The 22,950-nt window shown below is 69.5% G+C and carries 17 protein-coding genes and 3 pseudogenes; 8 read left to right on the top strand and 12 right to left on the bottom strand.

The features are described 5' to 3' along the window. The 5 genes and pseudogenes from CTZ28_RS28045 to CTZ28_RS28030 form a co-directional block, all read right to left on the bottom strand. Positions 1-694: P-type ATPase actuator domain-containing protein (locus CTZ28_RS28045; RefSeq protein ID WP_472926672.1), on the bottom strand; the 694-nt coding region annotated here is incomplete at its 3' end. Between the two features lie 32 nt (positions 695-726). Then, positions 727-2,388: a potassium-transporting ATPase subunit KdpA gene (gene kdpA / locus CTZ28_RS28040; RefSeq protein WP_121892482.1), complete on the bottom strand. Its 1,662-nt coding sequence runs from the start codon at positions 2,386-2,388 to the stop codon at positions 727-729. Between the two features lie 8 nt (positions 2,389-2,396). Next, positions 2,397-2,486 (bottom strand): K(+)-transporting ATPase subunit F, encoded by a 90-nt coding sequence (gene kdpF / locus CTZ28_RS28035; RefSeq protein WP_016434100.1) that lies wholly within the window; start codon positions 2,484-2,486, stop codon positions 2,397-2,399. A 624-nt stretch (positions 2,487-3,110) separates the two neighbouring features. After that, complete coding sequence (locus tag CTZ28_RS49670) at positions 3,111-3,221, bottom strand: hypothetical protein (protein WP_398656869.1); 111 nt, start codon at positions 3,219-3,221, stop codon at positions 3,111-3,113. 50 nt (positions 3,222-3,271) lie between these two features. Next, positions 3,272-3,530: pseudogene (locus CTZ28_RS28030) on the bottom strand (histidine kinase); the annotation flags it as partial. A gap of 256 nt (positions 3,531-3,786) precedes the next feature. Here CTZ28_RS28030 and CTZ28_RS28025 point away from each other — a divergent pair. From CTZ28_RS28025 to CTZ28_RS28000, 5 genes are read left to right on the top strand one after another with little or no spacing between them, the layout of a single operon-like run. Beyond that, the gene (locus CTZ28_RS28025) at positions 3,787-5,097 is read left to right on the top strand and encodes a helix-turn-helix domain-containing protein (RefSeq protein ID WP_121892499.1); all 1,311 of its coding nucleotides are present in this window, start codon (positions 3,787-3,789) and stop codon (positions 5,095-5,097) included. Continuing rightward, entirely contained in the window at positions 5,094-5,849 is a 756-nt protein-coding gene (locus CTZ28_RS28020) for a toll/interleukin-1 receptor domain-containing protein (protein WP_121892481.1), read from the top strand. Before CTZ28_RS28025 ends, CTZ28_RS28020 begins: the two co-directional genes overlap by 4 nt. After that, on the top strand, positions 5,846-7,837 hold the full coding sequence (locus tag CTZ28_RS28015; protein ID WP_259471840.1) for a hypothetical protein: 1,992 nt from the start codon (positions 5,846-5,848) through the stop codon (positions 7,835-7,837). Before CTZ28_RS28020 ends, CTZ28_RS28015 begins: the two co-directional genes overlap by 4 nt. After that, a complete protein-coding gene (locus CTZ28_RS47255; protein ID WP_183154618.1) occupies positions 7,834-8,916 on the top strand; it encodes a hypothetical protein in 1,083 nt (360 codons plus the stop codon). The genes CTZ28_RS28015 and CTZ28_RS47255 overlap by 4 nt, the downstream gene beginning before the upstream one ends. A 30-nt stretch (positions 8,917-8,946) precedes the next feature. Then, the gene (locus CTZ28_RS28000; RefSeq protein WP_259471839.1) at positions 8,947-9,378 is read left to right on the top strand and encodes a hypothetical protein; all 432 of its coding nucleotides are present in this window, start codon (positions 8,947-8,949) and stop codon (positions 9,376-9,378) included. A gap of 16 nt (positions 9,379-9,394) precedes the next feature. On the opposite strand, the gene CTZ28_RS27995 is transcribed toward CTZ28_RS28000, so the two are convergent. The 3 genes from CTZ28_RS27995 to CTZ28_RS27985 all read right to left on the bottom strand — a co-directional run bounded on the left by CTZ28_RS27995 (position 9,395) and on the right by CTZ28_RS27985 (position 15,739). After that, complete coding sequence (locus CTZ28_RS27995) at positions 9,395-9,799, bottom strand: hypothetical protein (protein ID WP_121892479.1); 405 nt, start codon at positions 9,797-9,799, stop codon at positions 9,395-9,397. 124 nt (positions 9,800-9,923) lie between these two features. Next, positions 9,924-11,309: an esterase/lipase family protein gene (locus CTZ28_RS47250; protein WP_183154617.1), complete on the bottom strand. Its 1,386-nt coding sequence runs from the start codon at positions 11,307-11,309 to the stop codon at positions 9,924-9,926. Beyond that, a complete protein-coding gene (locus tag CTZ28_RS27985; protein ID WP_147481206.1) occupies positions 11,306-15,739 on the bottom strand; it encodes an NACHT domain-containing protein in 4,434 nt (1,477 codons plus the stop codon). The genes CTZ28_RS47250 and CTZ28_RS27985 overlap by 4 nt, the downstream gene beginning before the upstream one ends. 131 nt (positions 15,740-15,870) lie before the next feature. Here CTZ28_RS27985 and CTZ28_RS27980 point away from each other — a divergent pair, with 131 nt between their 5' ends. Continuing rightward, complete coding sequence (locus CTZ28_RS27980; RefSeq protein WP_259471838.1) at positions 15,871-16,932, top strand: translation initiation factor 2; 1,062 nt, start codon at positions 15,871-15,873, stop codon at positions 16,930-16,932. A gap of 31 nt (positions 16,933-16,963) precedes the next feature. Here CTZ28_RS27980 and CTZ28_RS27975 read toward each other — a convergent pair whose 3' ends face one another. After that, positions 16,964-17,401, bottom strand: a complete 438-nt coding sequence (locus CTZ28_RS27975; RefSeq protein ID WP_259471837.1) for a DUF4231 domain-containing protein — start codon at positions 17,399-17,401, stop codon at positions 16,964-16,966. A 115-nt stretch (positions 17,402-17,516) separates the two neighbouring features. Here CTZ28_RS27975 and CTZ28_RS27970 point away from each other — a divergent pair, with 115 nt between their 5' ends. Beyond that, positions 17,517-18,479 carry an LLM class flavin-dependent oxidoreductase gene (locus tag CTZ28_RS27970; protein ID WP_121892495.1) on the top strand — a complete coding sequence of 321 codons (963 nt, stop codon included), beginning with the start codon at positions 17,517-17,519 and terminating at the stop codon, positions 18,477-18,479. A gap of 558 nt (positions 18,480-19,037) precedes the next feature. After that, positions 19,038-19,180, top strand: a pseudogene (locus CTZ28_RS48685) (IS256 family transposase); the annotation flags it as partial. An 86-nt stretch (positions 19,181-19,266) separates the two neighbouring features. Here CTZ28_RS48685 and CTZ28_RS27955 read toward each other — a convergent pair. From CTZ28_RS27955 to CTZ28_RS27945, 3 genes and pseudogenes are all read right to left on the bottom strand, one after another. Beyond that, entirely contained in the window at positions 19,267-19,548 is a 282-nt protein-coding gene (locus CTZ28_RS27955) for a hypothetical protein (protein WP_259471836.1), read from the bottom strand. Positions 19,549-20,331: 783 nt separating this feature from the next. Beyond that, positions 20,332-21,342, bottom strand: a pseudogene (locus CTZ28_RS27950) (DNRLRE domain-containing protein); the annotation flags it as partial. 262 nt (positions 21,343-21,604) lie between these two features. After that, positions 21,605-22,945 carry a class I SAM-dependent RNA methyltransferase gene (locus CTZ28_RS27945; RefSeq protein WP_121892475.1) on the bottom strand — a complete coding sequence of 447 codons (1,341 nt, stop codon included), beginning with the start codon at positions 22,943-22,945 and terminating at the stop codon, positions 21,605-21,607. Positions 22,946-22,950 lie beyond the last annotated feature (5 nt).

Below are 22,950 nucleotides of genomic sequence, written 5' to 3'. Positions count from 1 at the left end.
GGGCGACCTCGTTCGGCGTCTTCTGCCGCGCCGCCCCCTCCACCAGAGCGATCATCCGGTCGATGAACGTCTCACCCGGCCGCGTCGTGATCCTCACCACGATCCGGTCCGACAGCACCTTCGTCCCACCCGTCACCGCCGACCGGTCACCCCCCGACTCACGGATCACCGGCGCCGACTCACCCGTGATCGCCGACTCGTCCACCGACGCCACACCCTCGACCACATCACCGTCACCGGGGATGACGTCCCCGGACTCGCACACCACGAGGTCACCGATCCTCAGGTCGGTGCCCGGCACCCGCTCCTCACGCCCCGCACTGAGCCGACGGGCGACCGTGTCGGTCCTGGCCCTGCGCAGGGTGTCCGCCTGCGCCCTGCCCCGGCCCTCCGCGACCGCCTCCGCCAGATTCGCGAACACCACCGTGAGCCACAGCCAGGCACTGATCGCCCAGCCGAACCAGTCCCCCGGGTCCGTGAAGGAGAAGACGGTGGTGAGGAGGGACCCGATCCACACCACGAACATGACGGGCGATTTCACCATCACCCGCGGATCGAGCTTGCGGAACGCCTCCGGCAACGACCTGACGAGCTGCCTGGGATCGAAGAGACCCGCACCGACCCGGCCCTCGGCCGGCTTGTGCCCGGTGGGCACGTCACTGTGCGGCGCCCTGGTGGGAGTGGCTGTGGACATGGTGTCCTCTGACTTCTCTCTGCGGGTGGTCTTCACGCCAGCCCCTCGGCGAGCGGACCCAGCGCCAGGGCCGGGAAGTACGTCAGACCGGTGATGATCAGGATCGCGCCCACCAGCAGGCCGGCGAACAGGGGCTTCTCCGTGCGCAGGGTGCCCACGGTGACGGGAACCGGCTGCTGTTCGGCGAGCGAGCCGGCCAGCGCCAGCACGAACACCATCGGCAGGAAACGGCCCAGCAGCATCGCGAGTCCGCTCATGGTGTTGAACCAGTCCGTGTTCGCGTTCAGACCGGCGAAGGCGGAGCCGTTGTTGTTCGCGGCGGAGGTGAAGGCGTACAGCACCTCGGAGAACCCGTGCGCACCCGAGTTCAGCATCGAGTGCGGCGGCGTCGGCAGCGCCATGGAGGCCGCCGAGAAGACGAGCACCAGCGCCGGGGTGATCAGGATGTAGACGGCCGCCAGCTTGATCTGACGCGAGCCGATCTTCTTGCCCAGATACTCGGGCGTACGACCGACCATCAGACCCGCGATGAACACCGCGATCACCGCCATGATCAGCATGCCGTAGAGACCGGAGCCGGTGCCGCCGGGCGCGATCTCGCCCAGCATCATGCCGAGCATGGTGATGCCGCCGCCGAGGCCGGTGAAGGACGAGTGGAAGGAGTCGACGGCGCCGGTCGAGGTCAGGGTGGTGGACACCGCGAAGATCGACGAACCACCGACCCCGAACCGGACCTCCTTGCCCTCCATCGACGCGCCCGCCGCCTGGAGCGCCGGGCCGTGGTGGGCGAACTCGGTCCACATCATCAGGGCGACGAAGGCGACCCAGATGGTGCCCATCGTGGCGAGGATCGCGTACCCCTGCCTCACCGAGCCGACCATCACACCGAAGGTGCGGGTCAGCGCGAACGGGATCACCAGGATCAGAAAGATCTCGAACAGGTTGGAGAACGGCGTCGGGTTCTCGAAGGGGTGGGCACTGTTGGCGTTGAAGTAGCCGCCGCCATTGGTACCCAGCTCCTTGATCGCCTCCTGGGACGCGACCGCACCACCGTTCCACTGCTGCGAGCCGCCCATGAACTGGCCGACCCCGTGGATCCCGGAGAAGTTCTGGATCGCACCGCAGGCCACCAGGATCACCGCCGCGACAGCGGCGATCGGCACCAGGATCCGCACCGTGCCCCGCACCAGATCCGCCCAGAAGTTGCCGATCTCCCCGGTACGCGCACGGGCGAAGCCCCGCACCAACGCCACAGCCACGGCGATACCCACGGCGGCGGAGACGAAGTTCTGCACCGCCAGACCCGCCGTCTGCACGACATGCCCCATGGTCTGCTCGCCGGAGTACGACTGCCAGTTCGTGTTCGTCACGAACGACACCGCCGTGTTGAACGACTGCGCCGGACCGACGGAGGAGAAACCCAGCGAACCCGGCAGCACACCCTGAAGACGCTGCAACAGATACAGGAACAGCACACCGGCCACGGAGAAGGCCAGCACCCCCCGCAGATACGCGGGCCAGCGCATCTCCGTGTCGGGATTGGCACCGATCCCCTTGTAGATCCATTTCTCGACGCGCAGGTGCCGGCCGGAGGAGTAGACCCGGGCCATATAGGTGCCCAGTGGGATGTAGACCAGCGCGAGCGCGGATATGAGCGCCAGTAGCTGGAGAAAGGCAGCAAGTTGGGGACTCATGGTGTCTCTCAGAACCTCTCCGGGAAGATCAGGGCGAGGACGAGATAACCCAGCAGGGCGACGGCCACGACCAGGCCGACAATGTTCTCGGCGGTCACAGCTTCGCCACCCCCTTGGCGACAAGTGCCACCAACGCGAACACCGCGATCGTGGTGACGACGAAGGCCACATCGGCCATCGCGAACTCCTGAAGTGAGGTTCGACAGAAACGGACGGATAGAGGAAAACGCCTCATCGACCGGATCAGGTCGTGCGTTGACGGCTCTCATACGGCCGCCCGCACGCCTTTGACGGACCTCTTACGACGCTCGACCGATACGGCCCGAAGACCGGTGACCCAGGTCACAGCAGCCGGAAGCACGGCCGGCTCTCGGTCCGCATCGCACGCGAGACGGCGCGTATCGTTTCACCGTGTCCCGGAGGGACCAGCCGCCCGGCCGGCAGGGGATGACGACGCCGACCGGGTTGGTGACGTCCACTGCGGGGCCGGCCACCGCATGACGCAGGTGCTGACACGACCCGGGTCCGGCGCATGATCGGGCCCGGATGGACGTGTCCGCCCGGCCGGCCGAGCGCGCCGACCGGTTCGGCCTCCGCCCGCCACAGCTCCGGTGTCTCCCGGGGCAGAGATGAGTGCGGAGGCGTCGTCGTACGCCCGCACGGCCATCGGCGTCGGCACGCAGGCCATCGTCGCCGACGGGGGCGTACGGGGTCCGGGCCCTTCAGTTCCAGGACTCCGCGTACCGGCGGGCCTCCGGCAACGACACCACCATGGTCAGACCGCCGCCCGGAGTGTCCTCCGGGGTGAGGGTCCCGTTCATGGCCTCGGTCAGGCCCCGCGCGAGGGCGAGCCCCAGACCGAGACCGGTGGTGTTGTCGGTGTCACCCGCGGCCGGCGTGCGAGGACCGCCGTCAGGTCCCTCTCCTCGAACCGTTCGCCGCGACGGGTGCCGGAGATCCGGGGAACGGTCTCCAGCCCGTCGAGCATCGCCTCCGTGCGGGCGCGGCCGTGGCACTCCGCGAACCCCACGACCACGTCCGCCCCGCGCGCGGCGCGGCGCATCCAGCATCCGGCAGGTCTTGCCGACCCCGGGGGCCGCCCCGAGGCAGACCTTCAGCCGTCCGGGCCGTACGTCACTCATCGCCGCCGACGCACTCCGCTCACCGATCCGACTCCCCGCACGAGGGGCGCGCTCCGGCGCACGCGTCAGCGCTTCCTTGACACCCCACTCCAGCAACCCGAAGCGCCTGCGCCCGACCCGACACCCAGCGAATGTTGCGTCCCACCACCGGAGAAGGAAACGGGAAACAGCATCAATCACCTTGTCCGTCCTGGCCGGCTTCCCGCACTCTTTCGTGCAGCACCCCGGCCTGGACGGACGGTCTTGGGAGGTTCCCGTGCCACAGCCGTCCACCGATTTCGGCGAGGAACTGAGAAAACGGCGCCTGGAGGCCGGACTGAGCCTCACGGCGCTGTCCGGTGCCGTGCATTACAGCAAGGCGCAGTTGAGCAAGGTGGAACGAGGCCTCAAGGCACCCAGCCGTGACCTCGCCCGACTGTGCGACGCCGTCCTCAGTGCCGACGGAGCACTGATCGCCCTGATACCGACGGTCCCTGCTGACACACCTGCCCGACCGGCACGGGGCGAAGTCAACGAGGAGGACTGGATCATGCAGCTGTCGCCGGACGGCACGAGCCGGTTCCAGCCCATGGGCCGACGAGACATGATGGGCGCAGGCGTCGCCTCATTGATGACATGGCGATCGGACGCCGGTAGCCGGATCTCCCCGGCCGCGGGTGTCGGCATGCTCGAAGCGTCCCGTTCCCTCTTCACGCACTACCGGAGACTCGGCCAGACCATGGAGCCCGGTCTGCTCCTGCCTGTCCTGATCGCGCAGACACACACCCTGCGGGAGCTGTCCGCAGATGCCGGCACCGGCACCCGCCGGGAACTGCTGGCGCTTGGCTCCCGGTACGCCGAGTACGTCGGCTGGCTGGTCCAGGAGACCGGGGACGAACGGGGGGCACTGTGGTGGACGCAGCGGGCGGTCGACCTCGCGGCCGCCGGCGGTGACCGGGCCCTGGCCGGCTACGCACTGGTCCGTCGGGCCCTGGTCACGTTGTACCGGGACGACGCCGAGCAGACGGTCGCCCTGGCCCGTCGCGCGCAGAGCGGCACGCTGCCCCCGCGCATCCGCGGACTGGCCGCGCAACGTGAGGCGCAAGGGCATGCGCTTGCGGGCGACCTCAAAGCCAGTCTGAGTGCTCTGGACCGCGCTCGGGAACTCCTCGCACGCCAGCAGAGCAGTTCCGATGAGCCGGTGATAGGCACCATGCATCTTCCCGATTCCGTCGGCATGGTCACCGGCTGGTGCCTGGTCGACCTCGGTCGGCCACGGGAGGCAACCGAGGAGCTGAACCGGCAACTCGCCCAGGTCGGCCAGGACGCCGTACGTACGCAGGTGCGGTATGGCGTACGCCGGGCGCTCGCCTATGCCACGAGCGGCGAGATCGACCATGCCTGTGCGCTGACGGCCCCGCTGCTCGACGGGGTGGCGACGGTGCGCTCAGCGACCGTCACGACCGACCTCCGGCGCCTGGCCCGGGTCCTGGCCCGCTATTCGGATCACCCTTCGGTACGTCAGCTGGGCCCGCGGCTCGGCACGTTATCGCGCTTGTCCACGTCCAGAGGAGAGACATCGCCGTGAACGAAGTGTTCATCAACTACCGTACGGGGGACGGGGAGAAGACCGCCGCCCTGATCGACCAGGAGCTGTCACGTCGCTTCGGTCGTGAGTGCATCTTCCGTGCGTCGAAATCCATAGCCCCTGGCGAGACCTACCCCGACACTCTGCTGACCGCACTGCGACACAGCTCCGTCCTCCTGGCCGTCGTCGGGCCAGGCTGGACGAACTTCAGGGCGCGGCTGCACGACCCGGAGGACTGGGTGCGCAAGGAGATCGAGGAGGCGTTCACCTGTGAACTCGCGGTCATTCCCATACTGGACGGCCGCAAGACGGACCGGCTGGACAAGGCCGACCTGCCGCCGGAACTGGCTCGGCTCGCCGACCTGCAATCCATCCCGTTCGACACCCACGACACGGAAACAGGCGTCCGACGGATCGGCGATCTGGTGGCCGAGCTGGTTCCCGGGCTGCGCGACCGGACCCGAGCCGATTCGATGTCGCGCCCGCCGGACACCATGACCAACTCGACCCGAGACGTGCACGGAACGGCCGTACAGAGCCGTGACTTCACCGGAGACGTCGGCGGCACCGTCGTGAAGGACTCCCATGGCCCCGTCCACACAGGCAATGGCCACATCTACCAGAACTCCCGCCACGTCTCGGGTGACCGGCACATCTCGGGCAACGGGACGACGTACTTCGAAGGCGACAACCATGGGGCCATCCAGCATCGGTTCGGTGAGCCGGATCGACGCGAGGACGACAGCCGGTGAGTGCGCACAGCGGCACACGGGTCGAGAACCCACGCGGTTTCATGCACATGGGCACCGGCGACATCTACGTCGGCGCCCAGTTGCAGGATTCGGGCAGACCGGCCTTCCGGCGGTTTGCCGATGACCAACTCTGCTGGCTGCGAAGGGTGTTGGTTGCCCCTGTCGGCATGGGCAAGGCCCGTTCCCTGCTCGCCGACACCGGCACCGTCATCCTGGACGGCCCCCGGGGCAGCGGGCGAACCTCTGCGGCACGCGTGCTGCTGCGTGAGTACCACCAGGACAGTGGCTTTTTCCGGGAGCTCCTGCCCGATGAGGAAGACGAACTGCCCCTCCAGGATCCGGCTCTGGTCGAGAACGGGGACCAGTTGCTGCTGGACCTGTCCGCCGTCGGCGACCAGCAGTGGTCCACGGCACGGAACGGCCTCTCCGCCCTCCGTAGGGCCGTCCACGAACAGCACGCGCATCTTGTCGTCGTCATGCCGCACGACGGCATCCTCGACCCGGACCTCCAGAACTACCGGGTTCACATCGGGTGGCCTGAGGGCGAGCACGTTCTCCGACGGCACCTCCGCGTGCACGGCTTGCCGCACGAGCAATACCTTCAGCCCGACCCCGCCGTCGCCGACTTCTTGTCCGAGCGAAGGCCGATGCGGGAGATCGCGGACTTTGCCGACCTCGTGCGCCGCGCCCGCGAGGCCGCTCGACCGGGTGAAGGGTTCACTCAGTGGTGCGCGGCAGCCCGACGTGCAGGGAACGACCGGCGCAAAGACGCAGCCGCACTCGTCGCCGATTTGAGCGAGGCTCCCCAGCGGGCCTTGCTGATCACCGTCGCCATGCTCCATGGCGCTCACGCCGACGTCATCCACCGAGCGGCCGACCTCTTGCTGCGCACGCTCGATTCCCCGCCGGTGGGGCTCCCGTTGCTCCAGCACAAGGACCTTGCCGCACGGCTCACGGAGATCTCAGCCGATACCGGGCCGGACGGGCATGTGCGGTTCACGGAGCTGGACTGGGACTCCGCCGTCCGCGCGCATTTCTGGGACCACATGCCTGGTCTACGGCCCCACCTGGGTACTTGGGCCGCACGCGCCGTGGAACTGAACGATCCGCACATCACCCCCGCCGTTCGCGACGATCTGGTGGCGCGTATCGCCGGGCAGTATCTGCGGACCGGGCGCGGGGACGGTCTGGCGTCCCTCGCCGAAGGCTGGAGTTCCACGACTGCGAGCCGGGCGCGGTTGGAGGCCGCCGTTCACGCGCTCACGTGTGGTCTCGACGATCCGGCTCACGGCAGAGAGTTCCGCGAACGGATCTATCAGTGGTGTGCTCACCGGCGCCTCAGAGGAGAGTTCGCACAGGTTCTCGTCCAGATCTGCGCGGATGTCGTCGCGTCCAGCCATCCGGACCAGGCCCTGCTCAGGCTGTACTACCTGGCCCGGCGCGAGCGCGACCCGGCCCGTGCCCTGCAGGCATTGTGCGACCTGGTGGCCGGCAGCCGCCGGCTGCGCCGCAGGCTGCTCGACTGCCTTGCACGATCCGGCCTCTTGCCGCCCGACCTCCACATCTTCCTGCAAGCCTGCGATCCGGTACCGCTGACGGACCCCTCCGGCACCGCACGCGCGCTGGTGGAGGAGAACGGTGTACAGGGCTCCCTGACCACCTGCTGGCATGCGGTACTGGCCGAGCTGCCGCCGGAGACGTGGCAGCCATATGCGGAGCGCTGGTTCCACCGAGCGGCCGACGGCACCGGACGCCGCGGTGAACTTCTGCTCGACGTTCTCGTCGGTGCGGCCGAACGGTGTCAGGACAGTCGGGGCGCGATCTTCGCCGCGCTGTACGCGAGCGCTCGCGAATCCGAGCGCACCGCCCCGGCGGGCCCGGCGCGCGCCGGCGAAACCACCGCGATGCTCCTCCAGAAAATCACCGCGGCCCAGGGCCTCTGCCCGGCCACCGTGCCGCCGGTGTCAGCCGGGGGGACCCGATCATGACGACTGCACGCAAGACGACGACCGTCTTCCTCACCGTCCTGTGCGGCTTGCTGCTGACCATCGTCGGCCTGACGCAGCGCTGGACCGCGTGGACATGGGTGGCACTGGCCCTGCTCCTCCTCGTTGTCCCCGCAGCGGCCTTCCGGGTCTCCTTGCTGCGGCGCGGGTCCATGCCGGTCAGCTTCGAGGAACAGCTCACGGCGTCCCCCGTGGAACGCACGGAGTACCACGTCAGCCAAGTGGCACTGCCCAGTTGCTGGGACGACTACTACTTCGTGTTCTCGGCGACCGTGCGTTGGTACCTCGTTCCATCGCCCGGCAACGATCCCGTCCTCAATCCAGCGGGTCTCGCCGTCGAAGCGGTCCTGAACCGTGCCCGCGCCATCAGCGAGAAACGGGAACCGGGCCGGGCCTCATTTGTTCAGCACGAGCTCAGCGGTGTCCTCAGCCGGATGTGCCCGGACCCCACAGGACACCTCCAGGCCATGGCGGAGAACATCAGCCTCACCTTGCTCGACCATGACCAGGAGCGCTTGGACAGGCTCGCCGAGGTACGCAAGGACAAAGCGGTCTGGGAGCACCGGCGCAAGTACGAACAGAGCAGGCGCCAGTACCTGGGCGAGGACGTACTGAAGGACACCGGCAGCGCGGTGGTCTGGTGGCTCGCCAAGAACGATGAGCACGTGGAAAGGACGGTGGCGGACCTGGGCCTGCTCGCGAAACTCACTTCGGCGGCCAACGACACCGATATTCCCGAACGGCTGCGCAATCTCGTGCCACAGCAGCACGAGGAGCCGACCGCCCAGGAACCCCTGGGGGAAGACCCCGCTCCCACCGCGCAGGAAGGGACTGCTGCGGATCACCTCGCGGACTTCTTCGACGCCATGGGCTTCGCGCAGGGAGACGCCCGCCGGACGATCGTGGCCAAACAGATCTCCGAGATCATCAAGACACAGGACCGCTACGAAACAGCCGAGGACCTGCTACGCCGGTTCGACCCGCCGACGCCCGTCACGCCGGACAACGGTGAAGGACCGGGCTCCCCGACCGAAGCGCCCGAGGGTACATCCGGGCCCTGATACACGCAGGAGAAGACAATGGACAGCGAGTTGGCCGCGCTCGCCGCGGCAGGAGCAACCACGCTGGTTTCCCTCATGGTCACCGACTCCTGGACGCACGCCCGCGAACAGGTCCGACGGTTCTTCGCGCGGACCGGCTCGGGCATTGCCATGGCCGAGCTGGACGACACACGCAACCGCCTGCTCACCGGCGATGCCGCAGCGGACGAGCCGGACAGGCGTGAGGTCGCGGTCCAGCTGCGTGTCCACCTGCAACAGCTCGTCGAAGCCGGGGACGTCACCGGTGACGACCTGCGCCGTCTACTCACGTCCTTGCACCGGATCGGCGACGCCTCGGCAACGCGCCCAGGCACCGTGCACAACGAAATCACCGGCGGCGTTCAGCACGGTCCCGTCATCCAGTCCGGCCGCATTACCGGCCTGACCGTCCACGGCCACCAGCCCTCAGGGTGGCGGTCCTAAGCGGTGCGGTGTGGTGTCAGGCTCGGGTCTGCCCTCCGTGTCGCCCGGCCAGGGCGGTCGCGGACGAGACGATGGCCGTCCCGACGAGGCTTCCGAGCATGACCAGCGCCACGCCGACCATGAAGAGGCCGCTGGCGTCGTCCGACCAGTCGTAGGAGGCGGCAACGGTGAGGCCGACAGTGGTGCCGAACACAGCACCCGCGACATGGCCCCGGGATGCCGCCCCGTACACGAGCACCAGCAGGGTCAGCACCAGTCCGATCACCTGCCACGCCTCGTACGGGCCGGTCGTGCTGCCGTCGGGGTGCACATCGCGATGCTGGTCCCAGCCCAGCCAGGCGGCCCACACCGCCACGGCCACCCCGGCGGACACGAGGATCGGGAGCAGTTGGGGAAGAGGATTCCATAGTCCTTGACGCATGCCCCAAGCCTTTCCGCTCCCCGCGTCACCGGCCAGAGCGCACGTACTCAGTTCCACCCGAGTACTCGGCCGCTCGCGTCATGAGCGTCCCGCCTCAGCCACGCCTTCACCGGACTGGGCAGAGCTACTGGACAACCAGCAGCACATCCCGGCAGGAGTGGCCGAGAACCTTCGAGCAGACCTCCAGGGTCCACCGCCCGGCCTCGGCACGCAGTTCGGCGCGGAAGCTGTTTCCGCCGTCGCACGGCCGCATCACCTCTTCCGCCACACACCGACCGTCCTCGCCGAGCCGCCGGACCCTCAGCCCCATCGCGGCGTCGGCGTTCGTCGCCCACACGTCGAAGGGCTGTCCGGCCCGGGCGAAGTCGGGGAGTTCGACCGCGACGGGTTCTCCGGTGCTCAGCACGCCGGCCGGTTCGAGGCCGTCGCAGATCCGTCTCAGCTGCTTGAGGGCGTGATCGGCGTTGATGAGATCGGCGTGCCTGCTGTCGAGCCACACCGTCCGGCCGGTGTCCCGCCACTCGGGCGGCGTCTGGGCGACATGCGCCACGGTGCCGTCACCGAACAGCCGCAGGCCCCGGTCCTCGGGATCTCCGGAGTCCGAGAAGTCCTGGTGGAATGCCGGCCTGGCCCCGGAGCGGAAGGAGAGCGCCTGGTCGGTACGGTGTTTGTCGCCTCCCAGCGCGATCAGCGTGTAGCGGTCGCGGCCGTGTACGGCGTCGTTCTCCTCGATCGCGTCCTGCGTCTCCTGGAAGAAGGCGAAGGAGTCGTCGATCATCCGCGTGTCCACCCCCTCGACCGGCTGGCCGTTCAGCCGGCTCCTGCCGCCCGCAGGGTCGATCACCACCCGGTAGGTGGGGATGAGTTGGCCGAGCGAGGGATACGTCGAGCAGACCTCGTGGATCCACTCGTCGAAGGGGCTCGGCACCCACCGCATCCGACCGGTCAGGAACCGCAGCGCCTTGACGCTCCCCGAGAAGGGTGTGCCCAGTGTGGCGACCGACCGGGTCTGCTCCCATCCACCGAGAACCTCGGTGTAGTACCGCACCACCAGACCGCCCATGGAACGGCACAGGAAGATCACCTTCGCGTCCCTGGCCCGTGGAAACCGCTGGGGATCGGCTGTCTCCTGCCATCGGGTCAACCGGTCCTGGACAAAACGTGCCAGCTTCTCGGCCGAATTACGGTTGCTGAGGCGCCAGTCGTAGGGGAATTCCGCGAATCGCTCCTCCTCGATGCCGAGCCGCTCACGCAGGCCCTGGTCCTCCATGGTGGACACCAGGCCCGGAAGCAGACGCCGTCCGTGGATCACACCGCCCAGCTGCAGGGCGTCCGGCGCCTCCGGGTCGTCGTCGCCGATGCCCTCGGGCAGCTTGAGGATCTCTCGCGTGCTCCTGGGCCGCAGGAGCCTGCTCATCGCCTCCGGGGTCAGATCCCAGACGTCGGCTCCGTTCCGGGTCAACGCCGTGCCCATGATGCCCGGAACGAGGACCACCAGGTCGTCCTTCACAGAACGCTCTCCTTGTCGCTTCGAGCGGATGCCGCCGCCCGTTGGCTCACGACCCTCGGCCCTTGGGACGGCTGGTCGACCCGCCAGGGGACGAAGACCTGATCGCAGCGGGCGCTGTGCTGCGCGATGCCCTGGATCATGAGGGTGATGCCCTGCCCGTCGAAGTCCGAGTCCACGCCGGTCACTTCGTATCCCCGGGATTCGATGGGGTCCAGCTCCCGCTCCCGCTGGATGTCCCAGAGGCGGAGGCGACCGGACCTGCGGCTCCAGCCCACGAGCAGCGGCCGCTCCGCCGGCCCCGCCAGAGCCACGCCGTCGAGTTCTCCGCCGGTCCGCCACGGGAGCACCGAGGCCACGCCGTAACCGCCGTCGCACTCGGCGAACTTCACCGTCTGTCCGGTGGTGAAGGCGATCAGCGGAACCGGCCTGTGCCCGCGCCCCAGCAGGCCCGTGGCGACGGCCTTGGCCCTGACGGCGTTGACCGGCTGCGGCTTCGTACCGGGCTCCGTGAGGTCCCAGACCCGTACCACGTTGCCACCCCAGGCCGACAGCCAGGAGGGGCCCGAGGGGAGGCCCACCACCTCGATCCGCTGCACCGCGCCTGCGGCTCCCATCCAGAAGGTGCGCCCTTCGCTCCATGCGCCACGGCGCTGCGTCCCGCGTTCCCAGGTGGCCACGCTCTGCCCTGACGGCCACAGCAGACGCAGCCGATCGGTTCCGATGGCCTGGAGAGCCAGGGAAGGCACCGCCTGTTCGGCCGAGCCCGGCAGTTCGAAGCTCTCGGCTGACCGCAGTTCCAGGTTCGGGCCGAGCTCCCAGAGCTCTACGCGCCTGCGTCCCACCGCCATGGTCAGCCAGTGGTCACCGAGTCTCGTCGCGGCGAGCGCCTCCACCGCATGGGGATGCACGAGCCGGAGCCCCCCGCCGGCCTGTCCCGCGGCCGAGTGCAGGCTCAGCAGCACGTCGTGTCCGTGCGAGCGGCTCAGGAGCAGGGTGCCGTCGGGTCCTCCGCCCGTCACCCGCAGCCGTGGAGTGCCGGCCGCCCGCGCGCCCGTACGGCGGGCGTGGGCCGCCTCGCCGTCCCCCGGCGGATCATGCGGCTCCCAGACGCGGATCCGGGTGTCGTCCGCGACCGCCAGGCGCCCTGTTCCCGAGGGATCGAAGGCCAGGGACTGGTGATGGTGGTCGCACGGCAACGAGACGTACTCCTTGCCCTCCTCGTCCCAGACACGGACCGCGGCGTTCTCCTGGACCGCGGTCAGCAGTCCGCGCGCGCCCCGTCCGACGGTCACGACCCGCCCGGCGCTCTCGGGGCAGGGGCTGAACACGGAGTGCGCCGCTCCCTCGAAGAGGTCGTCCATCCGCCAGGCGTGCAGTGTGTGGCCGTCCAGCGCCGCGATCACGGCCCCGGAGCCTTGGCCGTCCTGCACAGCGGCCCCGGAGCCGTCGCCGTCCCGCGCGGCCAGGGCCGAGACTGCGACGATCTCCTCGATGCCGTCCCCCAGCGTCCGGACACGGTGCAACGGCTTGTTCACCGTCTTCCGGCCGGGCAGCTCCCACACCGTCACCCCCGTGGGGCCGCCGGTGACCGCCGCGACCCGCCCGCCCACCGCGAGGAGGGACACACAGTGGACCGGCACGCTGACGGTGTGCAAACGGAGCCCGTCCCGGGAGTACTCCGCGGTGCTGTCCCACCGCCACAGCCACAGGCGGTCGCCGTCGACCGCGGCGACGAGGACCTCCGTGCCCCACCGCACCGAGTCGACCGCACCGGGGTTTCCGCCCCAGTACAGCTCTTCCACCGGGTACTTGCCGCCGCCGTGCCATATCCGTACGCATCTGCCGTCATGCGTGGCGACCACCCGGCCGTCCCCCCGGCCCGAAGCCGTCACCCCCCGCTGCCGCGGAGGGTCGGCCCAGGTGGCCGGGCCTGTGTCCCGGCCACGGATCTCATGTCCCTCCGCGGTCCACGATCTGACCTCACCGGCGCCCGAAGCATGGATGATCCCGTCGCCCTGCGCCTCCCAGTGCACGGCGAGCGCCCCGCCCGGCGGGGCCGGCCAGCTCCTGTGCAGGGGGAGTCGCACGGCGCTGCTCCACACGTCGTCCCAGAACACCGACGACGGCTTCGGCACGTCGGCGAGGAACTCCCGGGAGAACATCGCCAAAGCGGTGGCACGGAGCATCGCCCACCTCGCCTCTTCCGCTTCGTGCCGGCGGAAATGGCCGGCGGCCCCCAGGTAGAGCGCGCTCTGCGGGGTGGTCGTCAGTCGCGCGGCGACCAGCGGCTCAAGGATGTCGGGCGACGCGGCGACCAGGAAGTGGCAGTCCTCGACCAGATCCTCGAGGAGGTCGTCCCCGCCCAGGGCGGCATGCGCGGTGAGGTGCTGCTTCACATACTGTTCCGCGGTCCGCCAGTCCTCGCCTCTGCGCGGCGTCAGGGCCCGGTAGACCGCTCGGTGCTGTTCGCCCTGCCGCGTCTCGTCTCCCAGCAGATGGGAACCGAAGCTGGGGTGGTGCAGGCGATAGACCTCCTCCCCCGACTCCACGTCCTTCGCGATCGTCACGCCGGTGGCCCTGCGCATCACGTCACGCAGGTCCTCCTCCCCGTACTCCCTGCTGCCCGTACCGCGCACCGCGTTGGTCATCGCCAGCCACACCCTGGGCTGGGGCAGTCCCACTCCCTGGGCCAGGGCGAGCGCGGTCATGAAGTCCCGGACACGAGCGGTGTCCAGCGGATCGAGCCGGATCAACTCCTCGGCCAGCAGGGAGTCCAGGACGGACGTACCCTGCCGTAGTTCCCGGCGCAGTTGCTCCGCGTCGGACGCCACCGGCCGCTTGGCCACATGACGGGCCCACAGAGTGGCCACGAGGAAGAGGCCGTTGCTGCCGGCCGCGATCTGCCGGGCGATGGCGCCGCGTCGCTGCGCCGCATGCGGCAGCCGGTAGGGGGAGTGCTCCCCGGCCAGCAGCCGTTCGACGTGCCGGGCGATGTCCTGCTCGGTCTGATCCGTTCGGTCCAGCTCCATCACGGTGGCGCAGTGCAGCACGTCCAGCAGGGTTTCGGCGCGCAGTTCGCCCGGAAGGCTGCGGCGGGCGTTCGGCCGGGTGGCGACCACCACCCGCACCCCCGGCAGAGCGGCCAGCGGGTTGAGCAGCCCGCGCGCGATGTCGAAGGAGTGCCCCGCGGCTGCCTCGTCGAGCCCGTCGAACATCAAAGTGATACTGCCCTTGAGTTCGGCCAGGGTCTCGATCTGCTGCACGAGGCTGTGCGGGGACCCCTGCTTGATCTCCGCCGTGCGCAGGCCGATCGGGGTGAGCCCCCGCGCCAGCTCTTCGCACAGCGCCGACAGTGTTCTGCCACGGCAGTGGAGCGCGGCGTTGACCGAACGGAGTTCGGGCAGCACACGAGGACGGCGGTCCGCGGGGAGCAGGGCCACGAAGTGCTCGATGGTGAGGTGCGCGACATACGCCAGGAGCGTCGACTTGCCCGCGCCGGACGCGCCCGTCACGGTGAGCATCCCGGATTCCTGGATGCGCAACCAGTCGACCAGATCGGCGAGCACCCGATGCCGCGATGCGAAGTCCCGCAGGTGCCAGCTGTCACCCGAGCCCGAGAAGACGGGCAGTTCGTCGCTCGCGAGCTCCTTCCCGATCCAGGACTCGTCGTCCTCCGGGCGCAGCGCGGACCGCGCCCGCGGGGACCAGTACGGGTTGGGCAGGAACCAGGCACGCAGCGTCCGCGGCTCCTGCCAGAACGGCACCTGTTCCCCGGCCCGCTCCCTGACGGCACTCATCAACTGCTGGAAGGGAACGGCCTCCTTCTCCCGGCTGAACATCCTCACGCTGTCGTCGACGACCAGCTCCGGTGCCGACAGGACCTGCTCCAGACAGTCGACCCAGTGCCCCTCCAGTGCCTCTTGGCGTGATCCGGCGGTCGCGACGACGGCGAATCCCGCCTGCGCAGCGCGGACGCCGGCCCGCTGCCGGGCCTCCTTGACGTGGTCACTGACCTGCTCCACCGCCTCGCCCGAGAAGCAGGCGTCCAGCACCAGCAGCGTGTCCGTGGCGTCCTCGGCGAGCCAGGAGACCAGTTCCTCGGCCGAGACCGCCCGGCGGGGGTCGAACTCCCCTCGCTCGTAACTGTCTTCGCAGGCCAGGTAGAAGGCGCCCGACAGCACTTCGCCGTGGCCCGTCCAGTAGAGGATCTTCTTGTCCGCCGGCTGCTGCCGAAGCCGTGCCACGAGATCGCGGATCTGCTGCCGTCCGGCGATCCGTGCCGCCCCGCCGTCCCCGCCGGAGCTGCCGACGTTCAGTGCGGGAGCGTCGAAGCCCAGCCGTCCGGCCTGCTCCACGAAGCGTGCGGCCGTCCTCCTCAGCCGGGCACGGTCCCTGACCCGCCGCGCGTCACCCAGGTATGTGTCGACCACGACTGTCGCGACCACACCGTCGCGTTTTTGACCCCGGTCCAACCGAACTCTCCCTCCCAAGAGTTCAGCCACGCATCCCTGCCGCACGGCGGCACGGATTGTGGAAACCTGACGTCTCACACCGACACGGTGTGCCGCTTACGCTACTCGACATCGCACAGGGGGACTTCGTGGCGCCGCGCGACCGGATGGTCATCGGGAATCTTGTGACGGACTGTCACATCTTCGAGGGGGACGGCACACACCCGATCCAGGAGGAGAACGTACAGATCCTTTACGAACCGGGGCTCCGCCAGGTGCAGCTCCCCGTCGAAGTCCAGCAGTGGCGGCAGGACATCGAGGCGGAGCAGCAGCGCCGGCAGGCAGCGGGTGAGCGCTACGCCTGGAACAACCCCCGTTTCGCCGTCGAGAGCATCATCGTCTCGCGCACCAACGAAGCCGAAGTCCCGTTGGTACGGATCAGCCTGTGCGACGCGGACTACTACGACTTCCTCGCCACGTCCGTCAATCTCGACGAACCGCTGCGCGAGGGAGAACCGGCCACACTGCGCTCCCAGTACCTGGAGAACGCCGACCCGGTGACGGCGCCCGCCTTCCTGTCCTGCAGCTTCGGCGTCAACGTGGCGGTGGAGACCGGCCCCGACCGGAAAATGGTCTTCGCGCGCCGAAGCGTCATCGTGGAAGGCCACAACAAGGCGCGCTGGAACTCCTCGGTCAACGAGGGGCTCGCGGCCATCCACGACGTCCCCGAGGACGGCTCCCCCATCAGCCTGCGCGCCGTGGCACACCGCGCGCTGCGGGAGGAACTCGGCGTCCAGGACGAGGACAAGGCCGAGCTGGAACTGCTCGCGTTCGCCCTCGACCTGCGCAACCAGCAGTGGGCCGTCTTCTATCGGGCCGTACTCACCGATCTGACGGCCGAGGATCTCGTGGCCCGCCGGAGCCGTGGCATCGAGGACAAGTGGGAGCACGAGCGGTTCGACTTCGTCCCGGCCGACCCCGACAGCGTGCTCGACTTCATCCTGGAGAAGGACCCGACGGAATGGACCCCGTGCGGGCCGGCCCTCTTCTATCTGGCCCTGGTCCGCGCGGCAGTCATCGCCCGCGACGGCAACCGGTCGGGCCGGCTGGACGTCGAGGCCGCCGAACGCCGGGCCGTGACACGGCTCGCGACGCCTGCCGCCCGTCCCTGACCTCGTGGCGCCGCAGCGCCTGGACGACACGTCAGAAGACGTTCCGCTCCCGGTGCTGTCGGCGCAACTCAAGGAATTTCGCCCGCACCTGATCGACCGTCATACCGCCCTCGGCCTGGATTCTCAGGTCCGCCAGCGCGTCCCGGGACTCCATGAAGCCGCGCCACTTCTGCTGGGGCTTCAGCCAGGTGTCCACGGCGGTCATCACCGCGACGACCAGCGCCAGGGCCGGCACCCAGGCGATCAGCCAGCTCCCGTGGCCGCCCCCCAGGTTCTGGTCGGCCGCCACGACGGCGCTGGCGACAATGAGCAGAATCCGGCTGAGGTAGTAGGTGACACCGTAGTTGAAGGTGGCGATCCGCCACCTTCGCATCTCCCTGTCCATCTCCTTGACGAGCGGCCCGGGCAGCATCCCGGCCACCGCGCTCCGCTCGCCTTCCGCCACGGTCCCCGCCACATCCTCGGCCATGCGTCCCCCAACGAGTTCCCTGTCACGACGTGAACTCCGCCCATTTTCACCGATGGACACCCGGCTGCTGACCCCGGCGCTCTTGAAACCCGAACCCGCTGGGGATGTGATCACCATGACGAAACGCAAAGGCGCGATCGGTGTCCTCATGCCCCGCGACATTCCGGCACGGGACATCGTCGCGTTCGCCCGACGCGCGGAGGCACACGGCTTCGACGAACTATGGGTGGTGGAAGACCTCGGCTACCGAGGAGGACTGACCCAGGCGGCCACCGTCCTCGCCGCCACGACCCGGATCCGCGTCGGCGTCGGACTGCTGCCGGCCGCCGCCCGCAACGTGGCCTTCGCCGCGATGGAGATCGCGGGCCTCGCCCAACTGCACCACGACCGCGTCGACATCGCCGTCGGCCACGGCATGCCGGCCTGGATGCGCAGCGTCGGCGCATGGCCCAGGAGCCCGCTCACCCTCCTGTCCGAGTACATCACGGTCCTCAAGGCGCTGCTGAGCGGCCGGCCTGTCCAGCACGACGGCCAGTACGTACGCATCGACGGCCTTCAACTCCACGAGAGCGCCGTACCGGTGGCGGCTCCCGCCGTCCTGGCCGGCGTGCGCGGCCCCAAGTCCCTGGCGGTATCCGGTGACGTGGCCGACGGCACCCTCCTCGCCGAACCCGTGACGCCCGCCTACGTACGCGCGGCCCTCCACCACATCGCCCCCACCCGCCCGCACCGCCTGGTCGCCTACAACATCGCGGCGATCGACGAGGACCCCGCCGCCGCGCTGGCAGCGGTCCGCCCCGCCCTCGAAGTGGTCGGAGAACCGGACTGGCGGCCGCATATCGCGCCGCTGCCCTTCCACGACGATCTCGTCACCCTGCGCTCGCGCTGCGCCGGCCCGCGGGAGTTCGCCCGCGCCCTGCCGGACGAATGGGTCCGGCAACTCACCGTGGCAGGCACACCGGAGCAAGCCAGGTCCGCTCTGGGCGACTTGTTCGACGCGGGCGTCACCAGCGCGGTCCTCACTCCCGTGGGCACGGACCACTTGGCGGCACTGGACACACTGGCGACAGCGCTGTAGCAACTCACCACCAACGGCGTCGTGGAGCGGGCGTCCTGGTCCGCGAGGAGGCGGAGGAGGCGCCTGGCCGCGCTGTCGGGCCGACCGGATGTACGGACGACCGGCGGGCCAGGACGCTGGGGTTCTCCACGGCGTGGACGACAGGACGGCTTCGGTGGCGATGGTGAACCCGCCCGTGGACCGCAGTCGGGCGAGGGCCAGGCCGGCGGCATGGCCGGCCTCGTCGGCGACACTCGCGCGTCCATAGAACTCGTCGGTCCGCCCGCAGACTGTGAAAACGGGCAGTGGCTCCGCCTGAGCGGGTAGCTCCGCGAGCACGGTGAGCACGTCTGTGAGCAGGGATCGGGTGCGCTCCGGTGAGCCGCCGGCCAGGTCCACGGCTCGGCGCGTTCGGCTTCTTGGCGGCGCCGATCGCCCGCGCGGTCTCCGAGGGGGCCGCGAGTTCAGTGACGGTTTCCCGGACCGCACCCCACGATCCGGCTTCGACAGACGCACTCCTGCGTCCTGGTGCTGATGGGTGTGGGCCTGAACGGCACCAAGGAACTGATCGCGCCGGCCGAGGTGTTCCCCGCGACTCGCCACCAGCGATGCCGGGGCCACAAGGCCCGGAATGTCGCGAACACCCTGCCGAAATGCACACAGCCGGGCGCGACGAACTGCTGGCGTTCTACGACTTCCCGGCGGAGCACTGGATGAGTCTGCCGTAATACGGCATCGTCCTTTCCTGCGAGAGGGGCTCAACGCCCTGGAATTCGCCGAGCCCCTCGGCCTCGGCACCGCGACGCTTTCATCCCCTGGGGCGATCGGCCGTACCGGTGTGCCGACGGTGGCTGCGGATCTCCCTGAGCGACAGGAGGACGACCGCGAGGTTCAAGGGGAAGGCGATGGCGTTGGCGACTTCCGGGATGTCGATGGCGCGCAGCAGACTCGCTCCGGCGGCGATCAGGAAGAGTGCGAGCGGCAGGAACCTCCGCCACGGGGGGAGGTCCCGCATCCGGGCGACGGTGACGGAGCACCACAGGGTGAAGCAGAAGAAGGCGACCCCGAAGGCGGCGACGGCAGCAGGCATGGGGGGGATCTCCATGAGGAAGCCGAGGCCGTGCGATGGACGCTGCGGCCTGCGGGCTTGCGGACGGGACAGGGAGGCGGTGCTCCGCGGCAGGTGTCGCGGAGCACCACCCTAGACGCTGGTCAGGGCGGGTTCAGCCCTTGGTGTGGACGATGCGGTAGCTGGACACGTAGCGCCACGAGGTCCTTGTCCAGTTGACGTTCTGCCAGCCGCTGTAGCTCCAGCGGGTGGTAAGCCTGACTGTGGCGAAACTGCGCCCGGTTCAGGCGTGCTTGCGCACCCTGTAGGTCGCGCAGCCGGTGACGGCGTCGCTGTTGACGGGGTCGTGTGGCAACCGCGGGTGACCGGGGCGGCCTCGCAGGCCCCGATGGTCACCGCGCTGGTGGCCGTGATGACGTGCTTGGGACGGGCGAGAACCTTGCCGTCGACGGTGACCACCTCGGAGATCACCTCGGTCGTGGAGTTCGCCTGGCCGTCGATCAGGGACCGGGTGACCGTCCAGGCGTCGGCGGAGGAGTCGACCCGGCTGAACGTGGTGACGTTGCCCTCGGTGTCCGAGAGGATGAAGTCACCATCGGCGGTGACGATGTCGAGTGAGGTTGCCGAGGTCTTCCGCAGCTCGGAGTAGTCGGACTTGACGGCCTGTGCCGTGGTGCCGGCCAGCCACTCCTTGCCGAAGATGGCCGCCTGTCCGTCCTGTGCCGCCCCGGCCTGCGGAGTGCGGGAGGAGACGCTGCGGGTCACCGTCATGTCGAGCACCGAGACGTCGGTGCCGGACAGCGTGTAGTCGCCGGTCAGGAGGTTGAGCGAACCGGGGCCGATCTCGCTGGCGGCCGCGCCGTCGGCATTGCGGCCCACGACGACCGACAGCGCCTGCGTCGCTCCGTAGGCTCCGCCGGGGCCGGTGAAGTCGGCCTTGATCTGGATCGATCCGTCCGGGTCGACGGTGTCGGTGGTGTTCCACACGCCTTCGCCCAGTCGTCCGCCTCTGAGCGACGCCAGGAGAAGGAGACACTGTCGTACTTGCCCGCCTCCGCCTCGGCGACCAGGGGCAGCCGACGTGCAGTGCGCTCACCGTCGGAGGGCTGGATGAAGCCACCGGGCCCGGCGTGGAAGGTGTACGAGGCGGGTTCGGACTTGTTGTCCGCCTTGTCGACGGACCGCACCTGCAGTGTCTGGGTGCCGTCCTTCGCCGGCGCCGGTGTTGAAGTGCGTCCCGTCGTACGGCGAGGTGCGGAACTTGTACGTCTTGCCGTCGCTCAGCACCCCGGACGCGACCGTCACCAGCTTGGGCGGATTCGATGCGGCGTTGGCGGAGTTGACCCGCTTCCATTGCGCAACGACGCTTTCGTTGGAGGCACGCAGGCCCATGTGGCCCCGGAAGGCCTTGGCGGAGGCCCACTCCTGGACGAGGGTGGTCACGTCGGCGCTGATCCAGCCGTCGGGCTGGGTGGAGCACCCGGCGTTGCCCGTGGTCTCGGTGGACGTGGCCTTCGCCGCTGTCCAGGTCGGCTGTGCGGTCCAACGGGAGGATGTCGAGCCGGCGCCGGTCGACGACACCTCCCACGGGTAGAGCTTGCAGTCGGTGTTGCCCGAGTGGAAGTTCCACAAGGACAGCTTCGCGTCCAGGATCAGGGCGTCCCGGATCGGCGAGGTGTTCCAGGAGATGAAGGAGCGCGCCGTGCGCGGGGTGCCGTCGGAGTTCATGGTGCCCGGGTTGCCAAGGTCCAGCTCGGTACCGGCCGACCAGTCGACGGTCTCGCCCTGCTGGACGTAGGTGTCGAAGACGTTGGCGTCCCACCCCACATCACCGGGGCCGGTATGACGGCCTGTGCTGCCTCCTGCCGGGCCCCTGCAACGACCGGCTTTCGGAGTGCCAGTCACCAGGCGCCCATGCTCCGGACCTCACCGGCCCACCTTGGACAGAGCTGGAAAAGTGTCCGGTGGCACAGGAACCAGTAACTCTGCGCTCAGCGTCAAACGAGCGTCATTTCAGCATCAAGAAACCGCCCGTAACGCCCACACCGCACGTAAGGAGCACACACAAAACCGCGACTCAGGAGCCCTTCGGGGCGGGCTCAAGAATCGCCACGCACTCCACATGGTGCGTCATCGGAAACAGGTCGAACGCCCGTAGTGTTCGGACGCGGTACCCGTGCTCGCGGAAATAGCCCAAGTCCCGGGCCAGGGCCGCCGGATCGCAGGCGACGTAGGCGATGCGGCGGGGGGTGAGGGAGGCCAGGTGGGTCACCGTGGTGCGGCCCGCGCCCGCGCGGGGTGGGTCCAGGACGATGAGGTCGACCTCGGTGATACCGGTGCGCGGCAGGGCGGACTCGACCTTGCCCTGCTCGATGCGCACACGCGGGAAGTCCGCGAGGTTGTGGCGGGCGTCCTCGACGGCCCGCTTGCCGGACTCGATGCCGAGCACCGCGCCCTTCTCGCCGAGCCGGTCGGCGAGGGCGGCGGCGAAGAGGCCGACACCGCAGTACAGGTCGAGGGCCATCTCGCCCTTGCGGGGCAGCAGGCCCTGCATGACCGCGGTCACCAGGGTGTCCGCCGCCTTCGGGTGGACCTGCCAGAAGCCGCCGTTGCCGACCCGGTAGGTGCGGCCGTCCGCGCGTTCGCGGACGAAGGGGCGGCCGTGGACGCGGTGCACGCCGCCGGACTTCTCGTCGACCCTGAGGACCGAGACCGGCCTGTCCAGTTCCACGAGCGGCAGCCGGGCGCCGGGGCGCGGGGTGAGGATCACCTGCCGGTCCTGCGAGCCCGTCGCCGCGATCGCCTCGACCGACTCCATGCCGGACCAGTCGCGCTTCTCGACGCCCAGCTGGTCGACGCCCTCGGCCGCGATCATGCAGTGGTCGATCCGCTCCACCTCGTGCGAGCGGTGCCGGCGCAGCCCGGCGTGCCCTTCGGCGTCGACCGCGTACTGCACCCGGGTGCGCCACCGGGGCACCTCGCCCGCCGGGAGCTTGTCGCCCTCGGCCGGCATCACCGTGCCGTCCCAGCCGGCCTCCTCCGGGGTGAGGCCCGCGAGGCGATGCAGCTGCTCGGCGACGACCTCGCCCTTCAGCCGGCGCTGGGCGCCCGGCTTGGCGTGCTGCCAGTCGCAGCCGCCGCAGCGGCCGGGTCCGGCGTAGGGGCAGGGCGCCTCGACGCGGTCCTTGGCGGCCTCCAGGATCCGCACCGCGTCCGCGCGCAGGAAGCGGGCGCCCTCCTCGCCCTCGGTCACCCGGGCCACCACCCGCTCGCCCGGCAGCGCGTGCCGCACGAACAGCACCTGGCCCTCGGAGGTACGGGCGATGCAGTGGCCGCCGTGTGCGACGGGGCCGATCTCGACCTCGTACTCCTCCCCCACGAGCGACCCCGCCTGCGATTTCTTCGGTTCTGCCTGCATGGCGG

Source organism: Streptomyces shenzhenensis, assembly GCF_003688995.1.
Lineage (GTDB): Bacteria > Actinomycetota > Actinomycetes > Streptomycetales > Streptomycetaceae > Streptomyces > Streptomyces shenzhenensis_A.
This window is presented reverse-complemented; position numbering and strand designations above follow the sequence as displayed.